Origin of the sequence: Desulfosediminicola sp., from assembly GCF_048381775.1 — a bacterium.
GTDB classification, from domain to species: domain Bacteria; phylum Desulfobacterota; class Desulfobulbia; order Desulfobulbales; family Desulfocapsaceae; genus Desulfopila; species Desulfopila ganghwensis.
The window spans coordinates 374357-391712 of record NZ_JBLXGE010000002.1 but is presented as its reverse complement, the minus strand read 5'-3'; the positions used below and the strand labels follow the sequence as shown (position 1 = coordinate 391712).

The following is a 17356-nucleotide window of genomic DNA, read 5'->3' as shown; positions in this document are numbered from 1 at the left end:
TCCCACGTCCCACGTCCCACGTCCCACGTCCCACGTCCCACGTCCCACGTCCCACGTCCCACGTCCCACGTCCCACGTCCCACGTTCCACGTTCCACGTGCAGTTACTCATCCCAGATATTGGCAATGGTATAGGGGCTTCCTTCCGGTGCCCAGAATTCTCCAGTCACATAGCGTCGGTGGCGATCGATTGTGTCGATTTCCCTGTACTCCTCTTCGCTCAGATTCAGATCTGCAGCTTCGAGATTCTGCTGGATACGGGAGGGTGTCACAGATTTGGGGATCACCACAGTACCGCGATTGACGGCCCAGTTGATCAGTACTTGTGCAGTGCTCACATTATGAGCTTCAGCAATCTTTTGGACAACCGGCTCTTCAAGCAACAGCGGTTCATCGGCAGCTTTTAAGTCGGCAGGTCGATCGGGAGACCCGAGGGGAGAGTAGGCGGTGAGCAGGATATCGTTTGTGTTACAGAACTCGATCATCTTCGGTTGCTGTAAATACGGGTGCATCTCAATTTGATTCATTTCAGGAGCTATTTGTGAATTTTCACTAAGTTCCTGGAGCTTTTTGATGCTGAAATTACTCACCCCGATATGGCGAACCAGCCCCTGGGCGACAAGATCCTCCATTGCCTCCCAGGTCTGAGCGATAGGTAATTCCTTATAGGGGATAAACTGGTCGGTTGAGCTTGGGAAAACAACTTCCGGCACAAAATGTACCGGCCAGTGGATTAGGAAAAGGTCAAGATATTCAAGTTGGAGATCGGCGAGGGTTTTTTCAAGGGCAGGTTGCACCATCTCCGGCGCATGGGCATTGCACCAGAGTTTTGAGGTTATAAATATTTCCTCTCGTTTGAGAATCCCAGAAGAAAAACTCTCACCGAAGGCTTGGCCTATTTCTGTTTCATTGCCATAAATTGGCGCACAATCAATATGTTTGTAGCCAATATCAAGAGCTGTTTTAACCGCCTCGTATACTTTTCCGGTAGCTGATTTCCAGGTTCCCAGGCCAAGAGCCGGGATGGTGTCGTTATTTCTGAAACGAAAAGTATGCATCGTCGTTCTCCTTATGATGAGTTTGTCAGTGCATGGAGCACAAACATAGATGAGAGACAATAAATCGTCACACGGGGAGTGTCAGCATAATATCTTGTAATATATGAATATATTCAGTCATGTTTGGTTTGTGGCTGACCGGGATTACGTCAAGGCAAGTTTCACGGCTTCGGCTGCATGAATTTCCGTAGTATTGAACAGTGGCACCTGGGCATGCGTCTGGTTCACGAGCATGCAGATTTCAGTACAACCAAGAATAATACCCTCGGCCCCCTGCTTAATCATTGAATCCATAATCTCCAGATAGCTCTGGCGCGAACTGTTGCGCACCACCCCTTTGCACAGCTCATCAAATATGATGTCATGGACACGCTGCATCCCCCGGTCATCAGGGATAATGACTTCGAGTCCCTGTTGCTTGAGCCGACCTTTGTAAAATTCCTGTTCCATGGTGAATCGGGTACCGAGCAGGCCGACTTTTCTTTTACCATCTTGTTTGATTGCTGAAGCGGTGGCGTCTGCAAGGTGCAGCATGGGGATGGTTATAGCCCCTTCAATTGCACCGGCAACCTTGTGCATGGTGTTGGTGCAGAGCAGCAGGAAATCCGCTCCACCTGATTCAACCTTCCTGGCCTGTTCGGCAAGCAACTCACCTGCTTTTTGCCATTCTCCAGCGAACTGGAGCTGTTCTATCTCATGGAAATCAACGCTGACCATACAGATTTTGGCAGAATGCAGCCCGCCAAGTTGGTTGCGTACCAATTCATTGATCATCTTATAGTACAGAGAGGTCGATTGCCAACTCATGCCACCCAGTAAGCCAACAGTTTTCATGGTACTCACGATATTGTTTTATTTTGCAGGATTGCGTAATGGCTCTCTTTTGCAGCTGATGCCCTCTTTGTGAACCGTTTCATTTCTGGTTGTAAGGTTCGTGGTATCAGTCGTTTTAGCCATTTTTTTACGTTGGAGCATCAACAGGTTTCCCGAGAGAATGAGGGTTACTCCACAGATGGAGGAAGAGCTCCACTGATAATTTTCCCAGATGGTCGAGATTACCAGTGCCACGATCGGGAAGAGCAGAGTGGAATAGGCGGCCCGGTCGGCACCAATATTACCAATTAACGTGAGATAACAACCAAAAGCAATGATTGAGCCGAATACAGCAAGATAGGCAAGTGATCCCAAATAAGCAAAACTGGTGTCGATTTGCATATTTTTACCTGCAATAAGTGCAAATCCGAGCATGAGCAATGCGCCATATCCCATACCGTAAGCATTGGTCTGGACAACGGGTAAGGCGTTCTTCTGGTTGCGGGCAGAGAGAATATTGCCGAGAGAGGCGAGATAGGTGGCTGCGATACAAAAGAGGACTCCCCGCAATCCGTGATTGTCTATAGTGAATGTAGCGATTTCAGGGCGGAATACCAAAACGATGCCGGCCAGGCCGAGAATACCGCCGCAAACAACCTTCATGTCTATGGGCGAGCGGAGGAAGATGGCTCCGTTCACCATGTTCATTAAGAGAATGGTGGAAAAAATGACAGCCGCCAGGCCGCTGGCAACGTAGAGCTCAGCAATATAAAACAGCAGGTAGTTCACTGCGAAAAGGAAGGTCCCCTGCATGGCGATAAAGAGATGCTGGGTTGACGTGAAACGCATGGGCAGTCTCCTGAAGTGGCACCAGAGCATGAGCAGCAGCGCTGCCAGGGCAAAACGGTAGCCAACTGAGACCATCGGCTCAACAACACCGAGCTGAAACTTTATGCCGATCCAGGTTGAGCCCCAGATAAGAACCGTCGCGGTGTAAAACAAAAAATTCTTCATAGGCTTCCTCTAAAATGAACAGCGTGAAAATATATAACGCACGACATGGGAATGGTACATGTCGTGTAGAAAGTTGGAAACAGTTGAATCAGTCCAAATGATGCGAAAACTATATCCGGCAGCGAGGGAAAGTAACAGATGCAGCCGCAATGAATTTCAACCGGTACAGATGGCTGTGGTGCTGAAAGGGAAGTGTTTGCCAGATTCCTGATGACCGGTGGCTATTATAGCGTTTGTAAGATAACTTTTTGAAAGTGTGAGGCAATAATGTGGCCGGGAATATGGCCCGACAAGGTACGTCACTGGTTGACGAGGTGCCGGGCCGGCAGAGCTGCTGCGGGGATGAATCACGATGAACCAAGCCGCAGGTGGTGTTTGAAGAATCCCCGGTACTCGTCCTGTCGATGGCTGACATAGAGAATGGTAGTCAGTTTACCCGAACTGATTGATTCGAGAAAATCGAGTAACGACCTGCGTGAAGGGCTGTCCAGTCCCTGGGTCGGCTCATCGAGGATCAACAGGGGCGGTCGTTTTATCAGCCCACGGGCTATGAGCACCAGTCGCTGTTCCCCATAGGAGAGTTTGCGGAATGGTCTATTGGCCTCGTCGGCCATGTTGATGGCGGCCAGCCATGATAGCGCCTCTTTTTCCTGTGCCGCGCTTACCTTGGAGTAGAGGCCGATGGAGTCAAAGAGACCGGAAAGCACAACGTGGAGAGCGCTGCCGGGTACCCGGTAATTGCGGTGGATATCTGGGGAGACGATGCCCATGTGCTTTTTTACTTCCCAGATTGATTCACCACGACCTCTTCTTTTGCCGAACATATACAGTTCATTGGCATAGCACTTGGAATTATCACCGGTGATGATCTGCAAAAGTGTGGACTTGCCGCAGCCGTTTGGCCCGGTGATCAGGGTGTGGTCTCCCCTGTTGATAGTCAGCTGGAGGCTGGAGAAGACAGGGTAGTCGCCATACTTGGCAAAACCATCTTTGAGCGTAACCAGTTGGTGTTGTTCCAGATCCAGGCCCTGTTCGGTACTTTCGGCACCATTGTAAAAGACATTCTCAAAGAGAGCCTTGCTTTGGCTGTGCAGGGTTTGGGCTTCGCCAAGGAGCGAGTCTCGACTGCCCTGACGTACCAGCATGCTGTCGGCGAAGAGGGCAAGGTGGTCACACCAGTCTGGAATGTCTTCAAAATTTCGAACCAGCACCAGTAGCCTCAGTTGCTCTTTCGGTAATTCCCTGAAGACACGATCAAGATCTTCACAGGCGACAGGATCAAGACCGTCATAGGGAGAGTCGAGGATGATATTTTGTGCACCCTCCAGAATTGCCTGCAGGATAAGCAGTTTTCTACTTTGGCCGGAACTGAGCTGGCGATAGCCCTTGGCAAGTGATGCTCGAAGATCGAAAAGGTCAATCAGTGGGTCGGACAGTGAATCTTCAGGCAGAAAGTCGCTGGCCGGAGTGCCGATATCGGGCTTGTCCATGAAATCACTGTTATCATTTCGTATCTCTTCTTCGAAAATCTCCTGTTGGATACCGAATGAGATGATGGCTGGTGGTTGGTCAAACGTAATAGAGTCAGAAAAATCTCCAACGAGTTCTCCTTCTAAAAGTGCGAGAAATTCGTTGATGCCTGAGCGTCCGGTGCCGTAGCCGCACCAGATCTCACCGGGGGAGGTGGTGAAGTTTTCTACCTTTAGTCGCGGGTGGTGAAGTTGTGAAATTCGCATTGGGTTGTAAATGTGAGTAAAAAGCTGTAGGGAAGGGGAGAAAGTTGGGGCAGGAAAATGCTGGGTACACGGTATGAGACGTATTGTCCCGCGCCTGATATTCCACTGCCGTACACGTTAGAGGCCCATGATACCACATCTGTTCAATAGAAATCATGGGAAATGAATCAGTTGAAATGCCGGTGGGTAATCCTGCGCACAATGTAATCGGTGTGGCTCATCGGTATGATCCGGGCTGTCCCGGCAAAGGCGGTACAATGGAGCATTTTTGCAAAATGCCGTACTGCCTGAAAAGAGCATCCGTACCAATCACGACTGCTTGCGACTGAAAACTAAAGGCCAGACCAATTTATGGGAAAACAGCAATGAGAGTCGGCAGAAAGATCTGTTGCTGAAGAGCGAGCGCCGGTCTCAGGAGTTAACTCAGGAGATGGGGCATATTGAATCCTTGATCGGCCGTTTGTTGCCTTTTTCGTCGACAGACACATACGTAAAGGCTGCCCTGGTCACCTTGTAGTGGTTATCTCTGCCGCCTTCAGCCCCGGAAACCCTGCGAACCCATACTTCCAGGTCAATGGTGATAGAGGTGTTGCCGACCTGGATGATCTTGCCGTAGCAGCAGACCACATCACCAACGTAAACCGGCTTGATGAAATGGATAGACTCCACGGCCACGGTTACCACTCTTCCCTGGGCCACCTGTTTGGCAAGGATTCCTCCAGCCATATCCATCTGCGACATGATCCAGCCGCCGAAGATATCTCCGCTGGGGTTGGTATCGGCAGGCATGGCGAGTGTCCTGAGCAGCATATCCCCTGAGGGTTGTTCAATTGTTTCTGTCATGTGTCTAGTGTAACCAATAGTTCACGGATGTGCAGAGTAAGCAGTGCTGAATGAGGCGTTGCAACGGTGAAAGGCCATAGCTGCCAAACCGATGCAACGCCTGTCTGAGAGATGTCTATTTCGTGAGACTCGGCAGAATGATGTTCAGCACTCGTCTGAGCGGTTCCGCTGCTCCCCAGAGCAACTGATCGCCCACGGAGAAGGCGGTAAGGTACTCTTCACCGAGGTTCATCTTGCGGATACGGCCCACAGGCACTGTCAGGGTGCCGGAGGTTTTTTGCGGAGTCAGCTCCTGAGTTGTGATCTCACGCTCGTTCGGAATCACCTTGACCCATTCATTATGGTTGCCGATGATTTTTTCAATCTCTTCAATGGGCAGGTTTTTCCTGAGCTTAATGGTGAACGCCTGGGAGTGACAACGCATGGCGCCGATACGTACGCACTGACCGTCAACGGGAATTACGGAATCACCGGTATACCCGAGAATCTTGTTAGTCTCGGCAATACCTTTCCACTCTTCACGGGTTTGACCGTTTTCCATTGCTCTGTCGATCCAGGGAATGAGGCTGGCCGCCAGGGGAACACCCCAGTTGTCAGTGGAAAGGCTCGGGTCGTTCAGTTTGGCGGTAAGCTTTGAATCGATATCGAGAATGGCGGAAGCCGGGTCGGCGAGCAGGTCGCTAACCTCGTCTTCCAGCTGACCCATCTGGGTGATAAGCTCCCGCATGTTCTTGGCCCCGGCACCGCTTGCGGCCTGGTAGGTCATGGAAGAAATCCATTCCACCAGATCTTCTTCAAAGAGTCCTCCGAGAGCCATCATCATTAAGGATACGGTGCAGTTACCGCCAATATAATTTTTAACACCGCTCTTCAGCCCCTGGTCAATAACCGAACGGTTGACCGGATCCAGCACGATGATTGCATCATCAGCCATACGCAGGGTGGAGGCGGCATCGATCCAGTACCCATCCCATTGCTGGCGCAGTTTTTCGTAAACAGCCGTCGTGTAGCCACCACCCTGGCAGGAAAGGATGATGTCCATTTCCGCCAGGCGGTCAATATTCATGGCATCTTCGAGGGGTTTTGCGCCAAAACCGACATCAGGACCAGCTTGACCGGCTTGTGAGGTGGTAAAAAATACCGGCTCATATCCCTGAAAATCGTTCTCTGCACGCATCCGATCCATAAGAACGGATCCAACCATTCCGCGCCATCCAATAAAACCTACCTTGAGCATCTTCGACTCCGTTGTTGAATTCTCTTTTGAAAAGAAAGTATTAGTTTGAAATGATTACCGGTTGCCTGGTCTGCTCGTTGCCTGGGTATAATAAGGGGGAAAATAGTGATGCACGATCACGTTGTACCTGAAAGCTGCACCGATAGGGTGGCTCGCCATGAGGGCAGGTACCGGGAAGGGTATTGGTGATGTGCCAGGGGCGGCACATGCGAAAGGCTACAGCAGAGCGTAGTGCACTGGTGATCAATAAATAATTTTACACAAAAGTTATAAAGTTGCTCGAATTATATTGAAGTGGCCCAAAAAAGATACGTGTTATGCATCCCACGGCTCGGCATGGTGTGGGTTTTGGCTCGAGGGGGAATCCGGCTTGGCCGATAAATATTGCTGCTGCTAAAAACCTCATATATTATTGGGGGACAGGTGCTGGTATGTTGGGCATACAGCAAACATTTTAATCCACGTTCTCAGGAAAGGAGCTATGAATCATGGCTGAAACCAGAGTTGCATATATTGAGAAGAATCAGGAAAAATTTATCAGGGAGTTGAGTGAATGGCTTGCTATTCCGAGTATCAGCGCTCTGGGTGAACATGACGAAGATGTGTACGCAGCGTCTGAATGGGTACGCAATAAACTTGTATTTTTGGGTTTTTCCGAAGTGCGGACTATTCCCACCAACGGTCATCCCTTGATTTATACCGAATGGATGGTGGACGAGCAGCAACCGACCGTACTGATCTATGGTCACTACGATGTCCAGCCGGTGGACCCGGTCTCGGATTGGGACACACCTCCCTTCGAACCCCAGGTGCGTGACGGTAATATTTACGGCAGGGGGACGAGCGATGATAAAGGGCAGATCATGGTGGTGATCGGTGCCCTGGAGGCCTGGTTGAAAACAGAGGGAAAGTTGCCCGTCAATGTTAAAATCCTGCTGGAAGGGGAGGAGGAGTCTGGTGGTGCCGGAATTGAACGTTTTGTCGAAAGAAACCCGGAACTGTTAAAAGCGGACGCAGTACTTATCTGCGATACGCATATGGTGAGTGAGACCCAGCCGTCTCTCGTTCAGGGGTTGCGTGGTATCCTCTATACCGAGATTGCGGTGTCAGGCGCCAGAACTGATCTGCACTCGGGCAGTTACGGCGGCGTGGCGCCAAACCCGATTCATGCACTCTGTGTGCTGATAAGCAGGTTGAAAGGTGAGGATGGTGTGATCAATATCCCGGAACTGCATGAGGCCCTGGGCCGACCGGCAGCGGAGGAGAAAGCCTTTTGGGATGCTGATCCTTTAAACATTGCAGAGTCCCTCAAAGATGAGATGGGAGTTGATGCACTGGTCGGTGAAGAGGATTATCCACCGCTGGAGCGTCTTGGGGTACGGCCGACTCTTGAGGTGCATGGTATTCGCGGCGGCTTTACCGGCGAAGGAGCTAAAACGGTGATACCGGCGCGGGCTTTGGCAAAGGTGAGCATGCGTCTGCCGGCAGAACTTGATCCCTATGAAGTTTTCGGCTGGTTCGAAAAAGCTGTGCAGAAAAATCTGCCGGCAGGTCATGAGGCGACTGCGGTCAACATGCATTCTGGCAGAGGTGTTTCTGTAAAAGCGGAAAATCCATTTTTTAAGGCTGCCACCGATTCCCTGGCAGAAACCTACCAGAACAGGCCGGTACTGATGCGTGAAGGTGGCTCAATCCCAATTGCCGCTCTATTTGATTCTGTGTTGCAGGCACCTATCATTCTGATGGGGTTTGGTTTGCCTGATGACGGTGCCCATGCGGCCAATGAAAAATTCAGCCTGACCCAGCTCCGGCTAGGTATGCTGACGGTTGCCGATTATCTTCAGAGAATCAGACGATAATCCGCTCTCAGCGCAAAAAAAACTGTTCAACCTTAGACTAAAGGCCCTGGAAATTAAACAATTCACCATGAGTTGATTTCCGGGGCCTTACTCTTTTCAGGAGACTGCTGGATGTGCTGGTGGCGAGAATATCTAGCCTTGATCGGGTTTTTGGGTTGCAGAATCTTTTGATATTGCACCGGTTGAATGGCATGCTGATCCTGAATTTCGGGCTGACTCATGCCGCATTGATTATCTTCTCAACCGGCTGGGGAAATCTGCCGTTCAGGTGGCAACATTGGCCTGCACTTGTTGGGGGCATAATGCTGATTGTACTTCTCGTTCTTGTTGGCACCTCAATATTCAGGCAAAGATACGACATTCGCGATAAGCTCTGGCTCAGGTTCCATAAGCCACTCGGCTACTTGGCTTTCACGGGAATTATCGTCCACCTTCTCAATGTCTCTGAATCCTATCTCGATGGGTTGCCGCGCTTGACGGTCTATGTGATCGCAGGCTGTGTTCTTGCAATGGTGGGCTCAAGGAAACTGGCAAGGTTATGGTCAATCCGCAGAACAGGGAGCATCACCGGGCTTGAAAATGTGCGCAGCTCAGCAGCGGTTTATATCTGTGGGCCGATGCCGATGATGCAGAGGGCTTCTGAAGATTGCAGGGCCCTGGGGTTTCTCGAAAAGAAAATTTTCAGGGAGAGGTTCCAATTGTGAAGTGACTGATAATTTAACATCTGGCACTACTCAGGTTCGGCGTTGCCAGCTTTTTAGTGATCTACCAGTTATTGGTTGAGATGTAACCCGTTACACGTTCACCTTTGAAGGCTCTTCTGATATTTCAGGGAGAGCCTGCCGCTGATGTATGCATATCCTCAAATTTTTAGAAATATAAGGGCAGGTTCACGATAGCGGAAAGGCTGGAAAACTGGGCCGCAATTCAGGTTGAGGCGGATAGAATAAGAAGACTGTTCCAAGGTCAAAGCAGTCTAAGGAGGAGTTCAGGCTTTAAAACGCTGCTTTGACCAAGGAACAGGAGCAGAGGCTTGTACGTCTGAAATGTCGCGGTCATCAACATTCAGACACCTCTTGCTGCGAATTGGGGTGTCATGGGGGGAGGGCAGACTCTCCTCCATGACGGGAGGTTCCGGAACGGAAGCCAGAATGAAGTAATGTCCAGCGTCTGGCCCAAGCAATTTGTTGTTTTAATTGAAAGCTTGTGGTCACATTGTTGGCTGGTCTGACCACAACTTATTTTACTATGGGCCTGTTGTCAAGTTTATTTTACATTTCGCAGTTGCGGTATGTCTGCTATTTTTGTTGGTAACTTGAACATGATTAGTTTATCTTGCATTGGAGGAATAAAACCAGGTTTCTGGTCAGACCAAAGTTCAAAATATTGGAATATGCATGGACGATGTGTTTAGGGAAGTAAAGGTCGAAAAAGTTTCAGATAAGATTGTTTCTCAGTTGATTGATTTGATAACTGAAGGCAGGTTGCTTCCGGGGGAAAAGCTACCAAGTGAAAGAAGACTTACCGAGTTGTTCGGAGTAGGCCGGTCTTCACTGCGCGAAGCATTGAACACCTTGGAAACACTCGGTTTTATAGAGATTAAAAAGCGTAAGGGAAATTATGTAAAGAACATGGACGCAGCGGTTCCCCTTAGTCCTCTTAAAAAAATCATGGAGGTGGACCAGAAGCGTATTGTCGATTTGTATGAGGTTCGCCGCAGTATTGAGCAGTCGTCGGCCAGGGAGGCAGCGGAAAAACGTACGGAAGAGGACCTGGAGGAGATCCACCTCGCCTTGAAGGCTTTTAAGGAGACCTCAGGCAAATCCTTTACCTGGGAAAATGAAATCGCTTTTCATTTAGCCATTGCCAGAGCTTCTCATAACTTTTTGCGCGCGCATGCCCTCAAAGCCATTTTTGATTTTGCCCGTGAATTCCTTGAGCCGGTACTGAATGGCTTTATCTCCAGTGAAGAGCGTATTGTAACAGTATGGGAGCAACACGAGGGGATCTATCAGGCGATAAAAGATCAAGATCCTGAAAAAGCACGGCTTTTTATGCGGGATCACCTTTTTGGTACCAATCAGCGGCTGTTGCAGTTTTTTAATGGATTGTCAAAGAAGCAAGACTAGTGATAAGGGCGCATTCCACAGCGGGTGTGCCCTTATCAAAAGGATTGCTGTAAAAAAAACTCAGCGTGACAGATAATGCGCACTGCTTCCCCTGCCCGGAAGGGCGAATAGGTACGTGGAGCCGTTCATGAAAAATTCAGGTTCAGGCTTTTCTCTCCCCCCCCGCCGGTAGTTCCTGAAACTCAACCTGCTACTTCAATATTCAATTCTTCAGCCAACTCTTTGACCATGGGATGTTTCCCTGGTCCGCGCACTCGTTTTCCCACCGGAATAAAGCTGATTTTCACACTGGACGTGCCTGAACCTTTGAGGGTGAACCACACCTGCTTAGGACTCATAAACGATGATCCGCCTATGGACTGGATATCGGCCAATGGTATCTGCCTGTCGGTAATGTAGTTGGAAACCAGGAGTGTTTGATCTTTGATAATGACTTTCTTGATTGAACCGGTACAGAAATAGATAAAAATGGAAAATAGTGCCCAGATAACAATGTATTGCATGAACCTTGGGTCGGATGAGCCGGTTAGCAGAACGTCTTTGGCACCCAGCGCAAACCCGCACATCCAAAGAGACAAGTATACGTATTTATAGGAAAAAGTATGTCGTGAAGAGAGGGCTCTCATAGCGGTATGTATGGAAAAAAGATAGTTAAGCATTGTCCTCAGCTAAAAGCACAATACGGGGCAGGTTCATTGCAAATTCCGGTTAAATCGGTGGCAAACATACCACAACTTGAGCTTTTACTCTTGATGTTTCGCTTGCCTGCAAACGACTGTACTGGCTAATTTTCAGGAAAGCTGTATCTGTTTCTTTGAGACTGAGCTGTTTTAATAAGGAAAAGAAGTGTGTCGTTAACAATAAATAACAGGTGGAGGAGTTGTGAAGTCAGCGTTGTTAAGTGGATTCCGCCAGGCGTTACCCATAGTGCTTGGTTATATACCGGTCGGTTTTGCATATGGTGTTCTGGCACAGAAGAGCGGCCTTGGCGTAGTGAATGCCGTGGGGATGTCATTAATCGTCTTTGCAGGCAGTGCTCAGTTGATCGGAGCAGGCCTGTTCGGCGCGGGAGTGGCTCCTTTGGCGATTATTATGACCACCTTTGTGGTTAACCTGCGCCATCTTTTGATGTCAGCGGCTTTGGCCCCCAAACTGAAAGGGTGGAAAAAGAGACAGATCGCTTTTTTCGGCTATGAGCTGACTGACGAAACCTTTGCCTTGCACACCATGCGTATGAAGGGGGAGATGCCGCGGTTGACCGAGACCTTTGCGGTTAATATCACCGCCCAGTCATCGTGGGTAATCGGCTCGGTGCTTGGGTATTTTGCCGGTGGCCAGATAGCGGACGTCAGACCAATAGGGCTTGATTACGCTTTGCCCGCGATGTTTATCGCGCTGCTGGTGCCACAGTTGGTGAAGCCGGTTTACCTGATGATGGCAGCCCTCGCTGCGCTACTCTCGGTATCTCTGTTTCTGCTTGGTTTTGAACAATTTCATGTTATTGCCGCAACGGTCATTGCCTCGACCGTCGGCCTGGGGGTGGAGCAATGGACCAGTCGATCATCTTCATGACAATTGTCGGTATGGGATTGGTAACGTACCTGCCCAGGGTGTTGCCGATGTTGCTCCTTTCAGGGAGAAACCTTGCTCCCTGGATCGGCAGGTGGCTGAGTTTTGTGCCGGCCACGGTGCTGGCTGCGCTGTTGGCTCCGGGCTTGCTCTGCCCGGAGGGCACGCTGAATACATCAGATGAGAATCTCTTTTTACTGGTGGCCTTGCCCACATTCCTGGTGGCCTGGAAGTTCAAATCTTTTTTTGGTACCGTCGCTGTAGGAATGGTATTGGTTGCCCTTGGCCGTTATTTTCTTACTTGAGAACTTGTCTTGGTGATTGTTGCCAGGTACAACTGAAACAGGCGGATATAAGGCTAAAAAACGAATTGAAAAATGTCTGTTGCCAGAGAAGATTAAAAGGTAACCCGACATGGCACAAGCAATTGGGAGAGTCAGTGATCATGGAGCGACCGGTTATTGCAGGAGTAGGCGAAATTCTATTTGATATTGTAGGAGATAGTGAAGAATTGGGAGGAGCGCCAATTAACTTTGCCTACCATGCGAGCATGCTGGGAGCGGAGGGGTACGCAGTATCGACAATTGGTGATGATACCCGAGGCCGCAGGGCACTTGCTGAGTTGAGTCGACGAAAGGTGCCAACCTCCTGTATTACGACAATAACGGGGTATGCCACGGGGTATGTGCTTGCCCGGGTTGATGGGGCCGGTGTTGCCAGTTATGAATTCCCGGACGATATTGCCTGGGATCATCTGGCAATCAATGACGCGGCTGCCGAACTGGCCTCGCGGCTGGATGGTGTGTGTTTTGGCAGCCTTGTGCAGCGTGGGGAGCATTCGCGACGGGTGCTTACTGATTACCTGTCGATGTTGCCGGAAAAGGCGCTGAAGATTTTTGATATCAACCTGAGGCAGAATTTCTATTCAGCTGAAGTGGTGTTGGGGTCGATTGCGTTAGCTGATATTATTAAACTCAATGATGACGAGTTGCAGATCCTGGCAGAGATGGCTGCAATCTCCGGCAGTGAACAAGAGATTCTCGACCAGCTGGTTGCAAAACATGACCTCACCCTGGCAGTATTGACCCGTGGAGATCGCGGCAGTTTGCTGGTACGTCGGGGGGAAGTGTCGGATCACCCTGGAATCAGAACGGAAAATATAGGTGATACCATCGGTGCAGGTGATGCTTTTACCGCAGCAACAGTTATCAGTCTGTTGAATAATTACTCTCTGGATGACATCAACGAAAAGGCCAACCGGGTGGCGGCATGGGTCTGCTCCCAGAAAGGTGCCATGCCGGAAATGCCTTCCTCATTTAAAATCTGAATCTCTCAAACTGCCATGACTCTTACGGTTATGGCAGTTTGTGTGAGTTGCTCTCTGCGCTTTAATGGATTGGTCGCGCCGTGCGTTTAAGGCTGAGCAGGGAATGGATGGTCAGCGCGCCAACTACCACAATTCCACCTGTAATAGCTGTATTCCCAGGCTGTTCTCCGATAACCCACCAGATAAGCAATGGTCCCAGCACTGTCTCAAGTGGCATCAGGAGGCTGACCTCCGGGGCAGAGATATAGCGAGGTCCAACGGTTAACAGGCCAAAGGCGGTGGCAAGGCAGATGCCGAGGGTAACAAGTAAAACACATGTCTGTAAGTCGAGCAGAACAAATGTTGCCGGGAAGAACGCGATGGTTGCGGTGATCAGCCCCGAAAGAGCAGATGCCGGGATCATGTTGCGGGACCGGGAGACCCTGGTAAGCGTAAATGCGCCAGCCATGAACATGGAACTGCAGGTAGCGAGCAGATCGCCATGCAGAGAGCCGCTGCCGATACCATCCTGGACTATATAACCAATTGCCCCTATCACGACCAGCATGGTGATTATGGTACGCAGGGCGACGGTTTCTTTCATGAATACCCTGCTGTAGAGCGCTGCAAACATCGAGGAAGCACTTACAATGATAAGGGTGTTTGCGACACTGGTGTAATAGAGAGAGATAACGAAGCAGGTTGTGCTGCCGGTAAAGAGCAGGGCGACGAAGAGTCCGGGTATGCCAATGCTGCGAAATTGCTGAACAGCTTTTCGGCGGTGAACACAGACCGTGAACAGTGTCAGGCAGGTAGCAATGATAATTCCCCGGTAAAAGAGCAGAGACCACTTTTCGAGTTCAAGAAGTCGAACCAGGAGCGTATCCGGGGAAATTGCCAGAACGCCGGCGGTGGTGATGAGCAGACCTTGAGCCTGTTGAGAAAGTTTCAAACGATATCTCCAGGATAAAACTATTGATTTCAAAGCGTAATTGCCTGTGGAGTACAAGGCGGGTAATTAGATAGATCGTTGTAAGGATGCAGTCGCGAGACTCGCTTTACCACTTTTGGCTGGTTGTTGCCAGTGATCGATGCTGAGAATTCACTGTTTTCCGTCAAGACTGATGTATGCATCCGGGATGAATCTGGGCGTGCAGATCGCATAAAAAAGAAGTTCGTCATCACCGGTATTGGTTATGCGCTGAGGCGTGGAGGCAGGTATGACGACAACATCTCCCACAGTAACCTGGGTGGGGTTCAACCCCTTGATTTCAACCATGCCTGTACCTGATATGATAAGATATCTTTCTGTAATATCTGTAAGTTGGTGCCACTCAGTCGTTATCCCCGGCTCTACGCGTGCCCTGGCTATAGACGCTTCGTTATCGTTGCTGCAGTTTGATATTTCAATTATGTGACATCGTTCACTGGTATAAAACTCCTGGTCCGGTTTTGTATGGCGTATGTCTGGATTCATTGGGTGCATTTTCTGAGAAGGGTGTAATTGAGTATCGACCCATGAGGCAGCCAGGATTTCGCTGCAGAAATTCTGGCTGCCTCATGGTGCTTTGGAGCTATCATCTCAATTATACCAGGGAAATTAGATGTGGGAAGAATGGGGTGAAGGAGGCGTAACTTTCTATCGACGCAAAGTGGAGTGCGTACATGGAAGATTGTTCACTTACAGCTGATGGCCGGCCCTTGGCTTGAACGTAGTCTGGTCGCTAAGCCCGGACTATTCCGACAGGATTTTAAATGAAAGCTTGAGACGGGCCCTGTAGCAGAGGCCATCGTTTTCATCAAGTTTCATGTCTAGCTTGGTTACTTCTGCGATACGCAGGTCACGAATACTGAGTCCGGCAGATTCTACTGCATTTTCTGCGGCTTTTTCCCATGAGGAAGGACTGGAGCCAACCAATTCTATAATTTTGTATACGCTTTCTGGCATCATGTCTCCTTGTTGGTGAAGGTTAGACAAGCTGAAACAATGCATTTTCTTGGGCGAACTGTGCAGCCGGCGACGACTGGGTCACAATCGACTCTGGCAGCATGCCTCAACGGTCCGGGCGACCCTCGATACAGTCATTGGCAGAAACGTCATTTGCAAACAGGTGAGGGAGCGCACAGGTTGTAAGTGAGCATAAAAAGTGATTAATGCAACACCCAAAACAATTTTAGCGCCTGAGGAGAAAAAAGAGAAGCCGGGTCGTTGATATTTCAGTGGTGAGGCAGGGTGTCGGAAGGTATTTAACTGAAATCAGGATGGATAAACGAAAAAAGTTTCCCCAGTGAAAATCAGGCGCGGGGAAACTTAGGAGGAGATACGGCTGATGGACCGGCTTCCGATTGCTTAATGTATCGGTTCTGGTGCCGATCTATGCCTGGCAAAAATCAGAAACAGAGTTCTTTCACAGGAATGCCTGCGAGGGTGCTTGCCTGGCCAACGCCTTTGGGAAAGAGATCGTAAAAGAATTTAGGCGTCCCCTGATCTGCCCCATATTTCTGTCCGAGGTGGTCAGCCACAAGCCGAACGACAGGATACCTCTCGCGTGACATATAGTTATCGCGTATATAGAGGAGTGCGGCGCGATGCTCCTCTTTCAGCTCTATGTCAGCTTTGTCAGCGAGCCACTTAAGGATGTCATTGTCCCAGCTGTTCATGTCTGTCAGCTGACCTTCACCCGTAAGAGTGTATTGCTTGCCATTTACTTCCACATTGTACATCAGATCTTTCATTGAGGCCTCCTCGTTCACTGGATACTCCTTGTAGCATAACTACTTTCAGAAAAACACCACTGATACTAATTGGTTCACCCCTTGCACCTGCTTGTGCCGAGAAGGGTGCAACCTGGCTCAAATTGCACAAGATAAAAAACTGTATATGGCCTGTTCTTTTCTTATGCACAATTCCGAGATACCACGCTATAGGAGTAAATGCAAGTCTAAAATAGAGAAGTCCTGCGCTGTGTAAATAATTGAAATATCGTAATAATATGTGATACAGAGTGGTATACTACAGGGTGATATCTATAGGTATATGTGTTAGGTATCTGTATTAATTAAGGGAATGATGAAATGCGAACTCAATGAAGATCAAATAGATTGTGGCAGGAAGGACGATATATCGATGTGTTGAAGGGACGAAGGACGAGGCTGCCACTATATTCGGACAGGCCTGGCGCAGCGATGGTGAAAATCAGCAGCAAATCAGTACGGATTACTGTTGTAACTGATAGATGCCGGCATGGCTGGGGTGAACTTCAATGCCGGCATCTGCCAAAAAGTGAACTCAGTTATTCAATTGATCCTGATACATGAGTGCTATCCGGGGTGGAGATACCGGTTCATGCTCTGCTGATATTGGCAGGGTTGGGGCTTCGGGATGATGGTGTTCGTAGTCCGCACCCCACTTGCGGAGGCTGAGTAGAACGGGGATAAGCTGAACGCCTGCAAAAAGTAATGAATACTCAACCTTGGGGGGTATCTGCTTGTATACCTCTCGGTGAATGACGCCATCCTTTTCCAACTCTCGCAGCTGCCTGGTTAACATTCGTTCGGTAATGTCGGGGATCGCTCTGCGTAACTCCCCAAAACGTAAAACACCATGTATTGCCAGTTGGTAGAGGATGATCGGTTTCCACTTGCCACCAATCACCTGCAGGGTGAGTTCAAAATAACATCTATATGTCTTGTCCCCTAACTGCTTGATTTTGCACGTTGATTCGGTCATTTGTTTTCTCTGCACTATACATGGTGTAAGTACCGGCGCAAAAAGACAGTACTTGTTTGTGGT

18 protein-coding genes are annotated in these 17356 nt (G+C 49.4%); 6 read left to right on the top strand and 12 right to left on the bottom strand.

Annotated elements, in window-relative coordinates; all coding sequences use genetic code 11:
• Positions 1-103 precede the first annotated feature (103 nt).
• The 6 genes from ACN5NT_RS04655 to asd form a co-directional block, all read right to left on the bottom strand.
• Positions 104-1057, bottom strand: a complete 954-nt coding sequence (locus tag ACN5NT_RS04655) for an aldo/keto reductase (protein ID WP_136795411.1) — start codon at positions 1055-1057, stop codon at positions 104-106.
• 144 nt (positions 1058-1201) lie between these two features.
• Positions 1202-1891 carry an aspartate/glutamate racemase family protein gene (locus ACN5NT_RS04650; protein ID WP_136795410.1) on the bottom strand — a complete coding sequence of 230 codons (690 nt, stop codon included), beginning with the start codon at positions 1889-1891 and terminating at the stop codon, positions 1202-1204.
• 18 nt (positions 1892-1909) lie between these two features.
• Positions 1910-2884 carry a DMT family transporter gene (locus ACN5NT_RS04645; RefSeq protein ID WP_136795409.1) on the bottom strand — a complete coding sequence of 325 codons (975 nt, stop codon included), beginning with the start codon at positions 2882-2884 and terminating at the stop codon, positions 1910-1912.
• A 347-nt stretch (positions 2885-3231) separates the two neighbouring features.
• Complete coding sequence (locus ACN5NT_RS04640) at positions 3232-4620, bottom strand: ATP-binding cassette domain-containing protein (protein ID WP_136795408.1); 1389 nt, start codon at positions 4618-4620, stop codon at positions 3232-3234.
• Between the two features lie 423 nt (positions 4621-5043).
• Positions 5044-5463, bottom strand: coding sequence for an acyl-CoA thioester hydrolase YciA (yciA, locus tag ACN5NT_RS04635; RefSeq protein ID WP_136795407.1), 420 nt, complete (start codon positions 5461-5463; stop codon positions 5044-5046).
• Between the two features lie 115 nt (positions 5464-5578).
• A complete protein-coding gene (asd, locus tag ACN5NT_RS04630; RefSeq protein WP_136795406.1) occupies positions 5579-6700 on the bottom strand; it encodes an aspartate-semialdehyde dehydrogenase in 1122 nt (373 codons plus the stop codon).
• Positions 6701-7188: 488 nt separating this feature from the next.
• Between asd and ACN5NT_RS04625 the strand changes: the two genes are divergently transcribed.
• From ACN5NT_RS04625 to ACN5NT_RS04615, 3 genes are all read left to right on the top strand, one after another.
• Entirely contained in the window at positions 7189-8559 is a 1371-nt protein-coding gene (locus ACN5NT_RS04625) for a dipeptidase (RefSeq protein ID WP_136795405.1), read from the top strand.
• Between the two features lie 119 nt (positions 8560-8678).
• The gene (locus ACN5NT_RS04620) at positions 8679-9263 is read left to right on the top strand and encodes a ferric reductase-like transmembrane domain-containing protein (protein ID WP_136795404.1); all 585 of its coding nucleotides are present in this window, start codon (positions 8679-8681) and stop codon (positions 9261-9263) included.
• A gap of 693 nt (positions 9264-9956) precedes the next feature.
• Complete coding sequence (locus ACN5NT_RS04615) at positions 9957-10688, top strand: FadR/GntR family transcriptional regulator (RefSeq protein WP_136795403.1); 732 nt, start codon at positions 9957-9959, stop codon at positions 10686-10688.
• Between the two features lie 182 nt (positions 10689-10870).
• Here the strand turns inward: ACN5NT_RS04615 and ACN5NT_RS04610 are convergent, their stop codons facing one another.
• On the bottom strand, positions 10871-11347 hold the full coding sequence (locus ACN5NT_RS04610) for a hypothetical protein (protein ID WP_136795402.1): 477 nt from the start codon (positions 11345-11347) through the stop codon (positions 10871-10873).
• A 223-nt stretch (positions 11348-11570) separates the two neighbouring features.
• On the opposite strand from ACN5NT_RS04610, the gene ACN5NT_RS04605 reads away from it, so the two are divergent.
• The 3 genes from ACN5NT_RS04605 (at position 11571) to ACN5NT_RS04595 (ending at position 13584) form a co-directional block, all read left to right on the top strand.
• Positions 11571-12260 carry an AzlC family ABC transporter permease gene (locus tag ACN5NT_RS04605; protein WP_217907637.1) on the top strand — a complete coding sequence of 230 codons (690 nt, stop codon included), beginning with the start codon at positions 11571-11573 and terminating at the stop codon, positions 12258-12260.
• Positions 12236-12562, top strand: a complete 327-nt coding sequence (locus ACN5NT_RS04600; RefSeq protein WP_419174656.1) for an AzlD domain-containing protein — start codon at positions 12236-12238, stop codon at positions 12560-12562. The genes ACN5NT_RS04605 and ACN5NT_RS04600 overlap by 25 nt, the downstream gene beginning before the upstream one ends.
• A 140-nt stretch (positions 12563-12702) precedes the next feature.
• A complete protein-coding gene (locus ACN5NT_RS04595; protein ID WP_419174757.1) occupies positions 12703-13584 on the top strand; it encodes a PfkB family carbohydrate kinase in 882 nt (293 codons plus the stop codon).
• 61 nt (positions 13585-13645) lie between these two features.
• Here ACN5NT_RS04595 and ACN5NT_RS04590 read toward each other — a convergent pair whose 3' ends face one another.
• The 5 genes from ACN5NT_RS04590 to ACN5NT_RS04570 all read right to left on the bottom strand — a co-directional run bounded on the left by ACN5NT_RS04590 (position 13646) and on the right by ACN5NT_RS04570 (position 17293).
• A complete protein-coding gene (locus ACN5NT_RS04590) occupies positions 13646-14515 on the bottom strand; it encodes a DMT family transporter (RefSeq protein WP_167495624.1) in 870 nt (289 codons plus the stop codon).
• A 150-nt stretch (positions 14516-14665) separates the two neighbouring features.
• Positions 14666-15040 carry a cupin domain-containing protein gene (locus tag ACN5NT_RS04585; RefSeq protein ID WP_419174655.1) on the bottom strand — a complete coding sequence of 125 codons (375 nt, stop codon included), beginning with the start codon at positions 15038-15040 and terminating at the stop codon, positions 14666-14668.
• Positions 15041-15298: 258 nt separating this feature from the next.
• Positions 15299-15511, bottom strand: coding sequence for a dodecin family protein (locus tag ACN5NT_RS04580; protein ID WP_136795397.1), 213 nt, complete (start codon positions 15509-15511; stop codon positions 15299-15301).
• Between the two features lie 443 nt (positions 15512-15954).
• Complete coding sequence (locus tag ACN5NT_RS04575; RefSeq protein WP_136795396.1) at positions 15955-16299, bottom strand: TusE/DsrC/DsvC family sulfur relay protein; 345 nt, start codon at positions 16297-16299, stop codon at positions 15955-15957.
• A gap of 553 nt (positions 16300-16852) precedes the next feature.
• Complete coding sequence (locus ACN5NT_RS04570; RefSeq protein ID WP_136795395.1) at positions 16853-17293, bottom strand: winged helix-turn-helix transcriptional regulator; 441 nt, start codon at positions 17291-17293, stop codon at positions 16853-16855.
• Positions 17294-17356 lie beyond the last annotated feature (63 nt).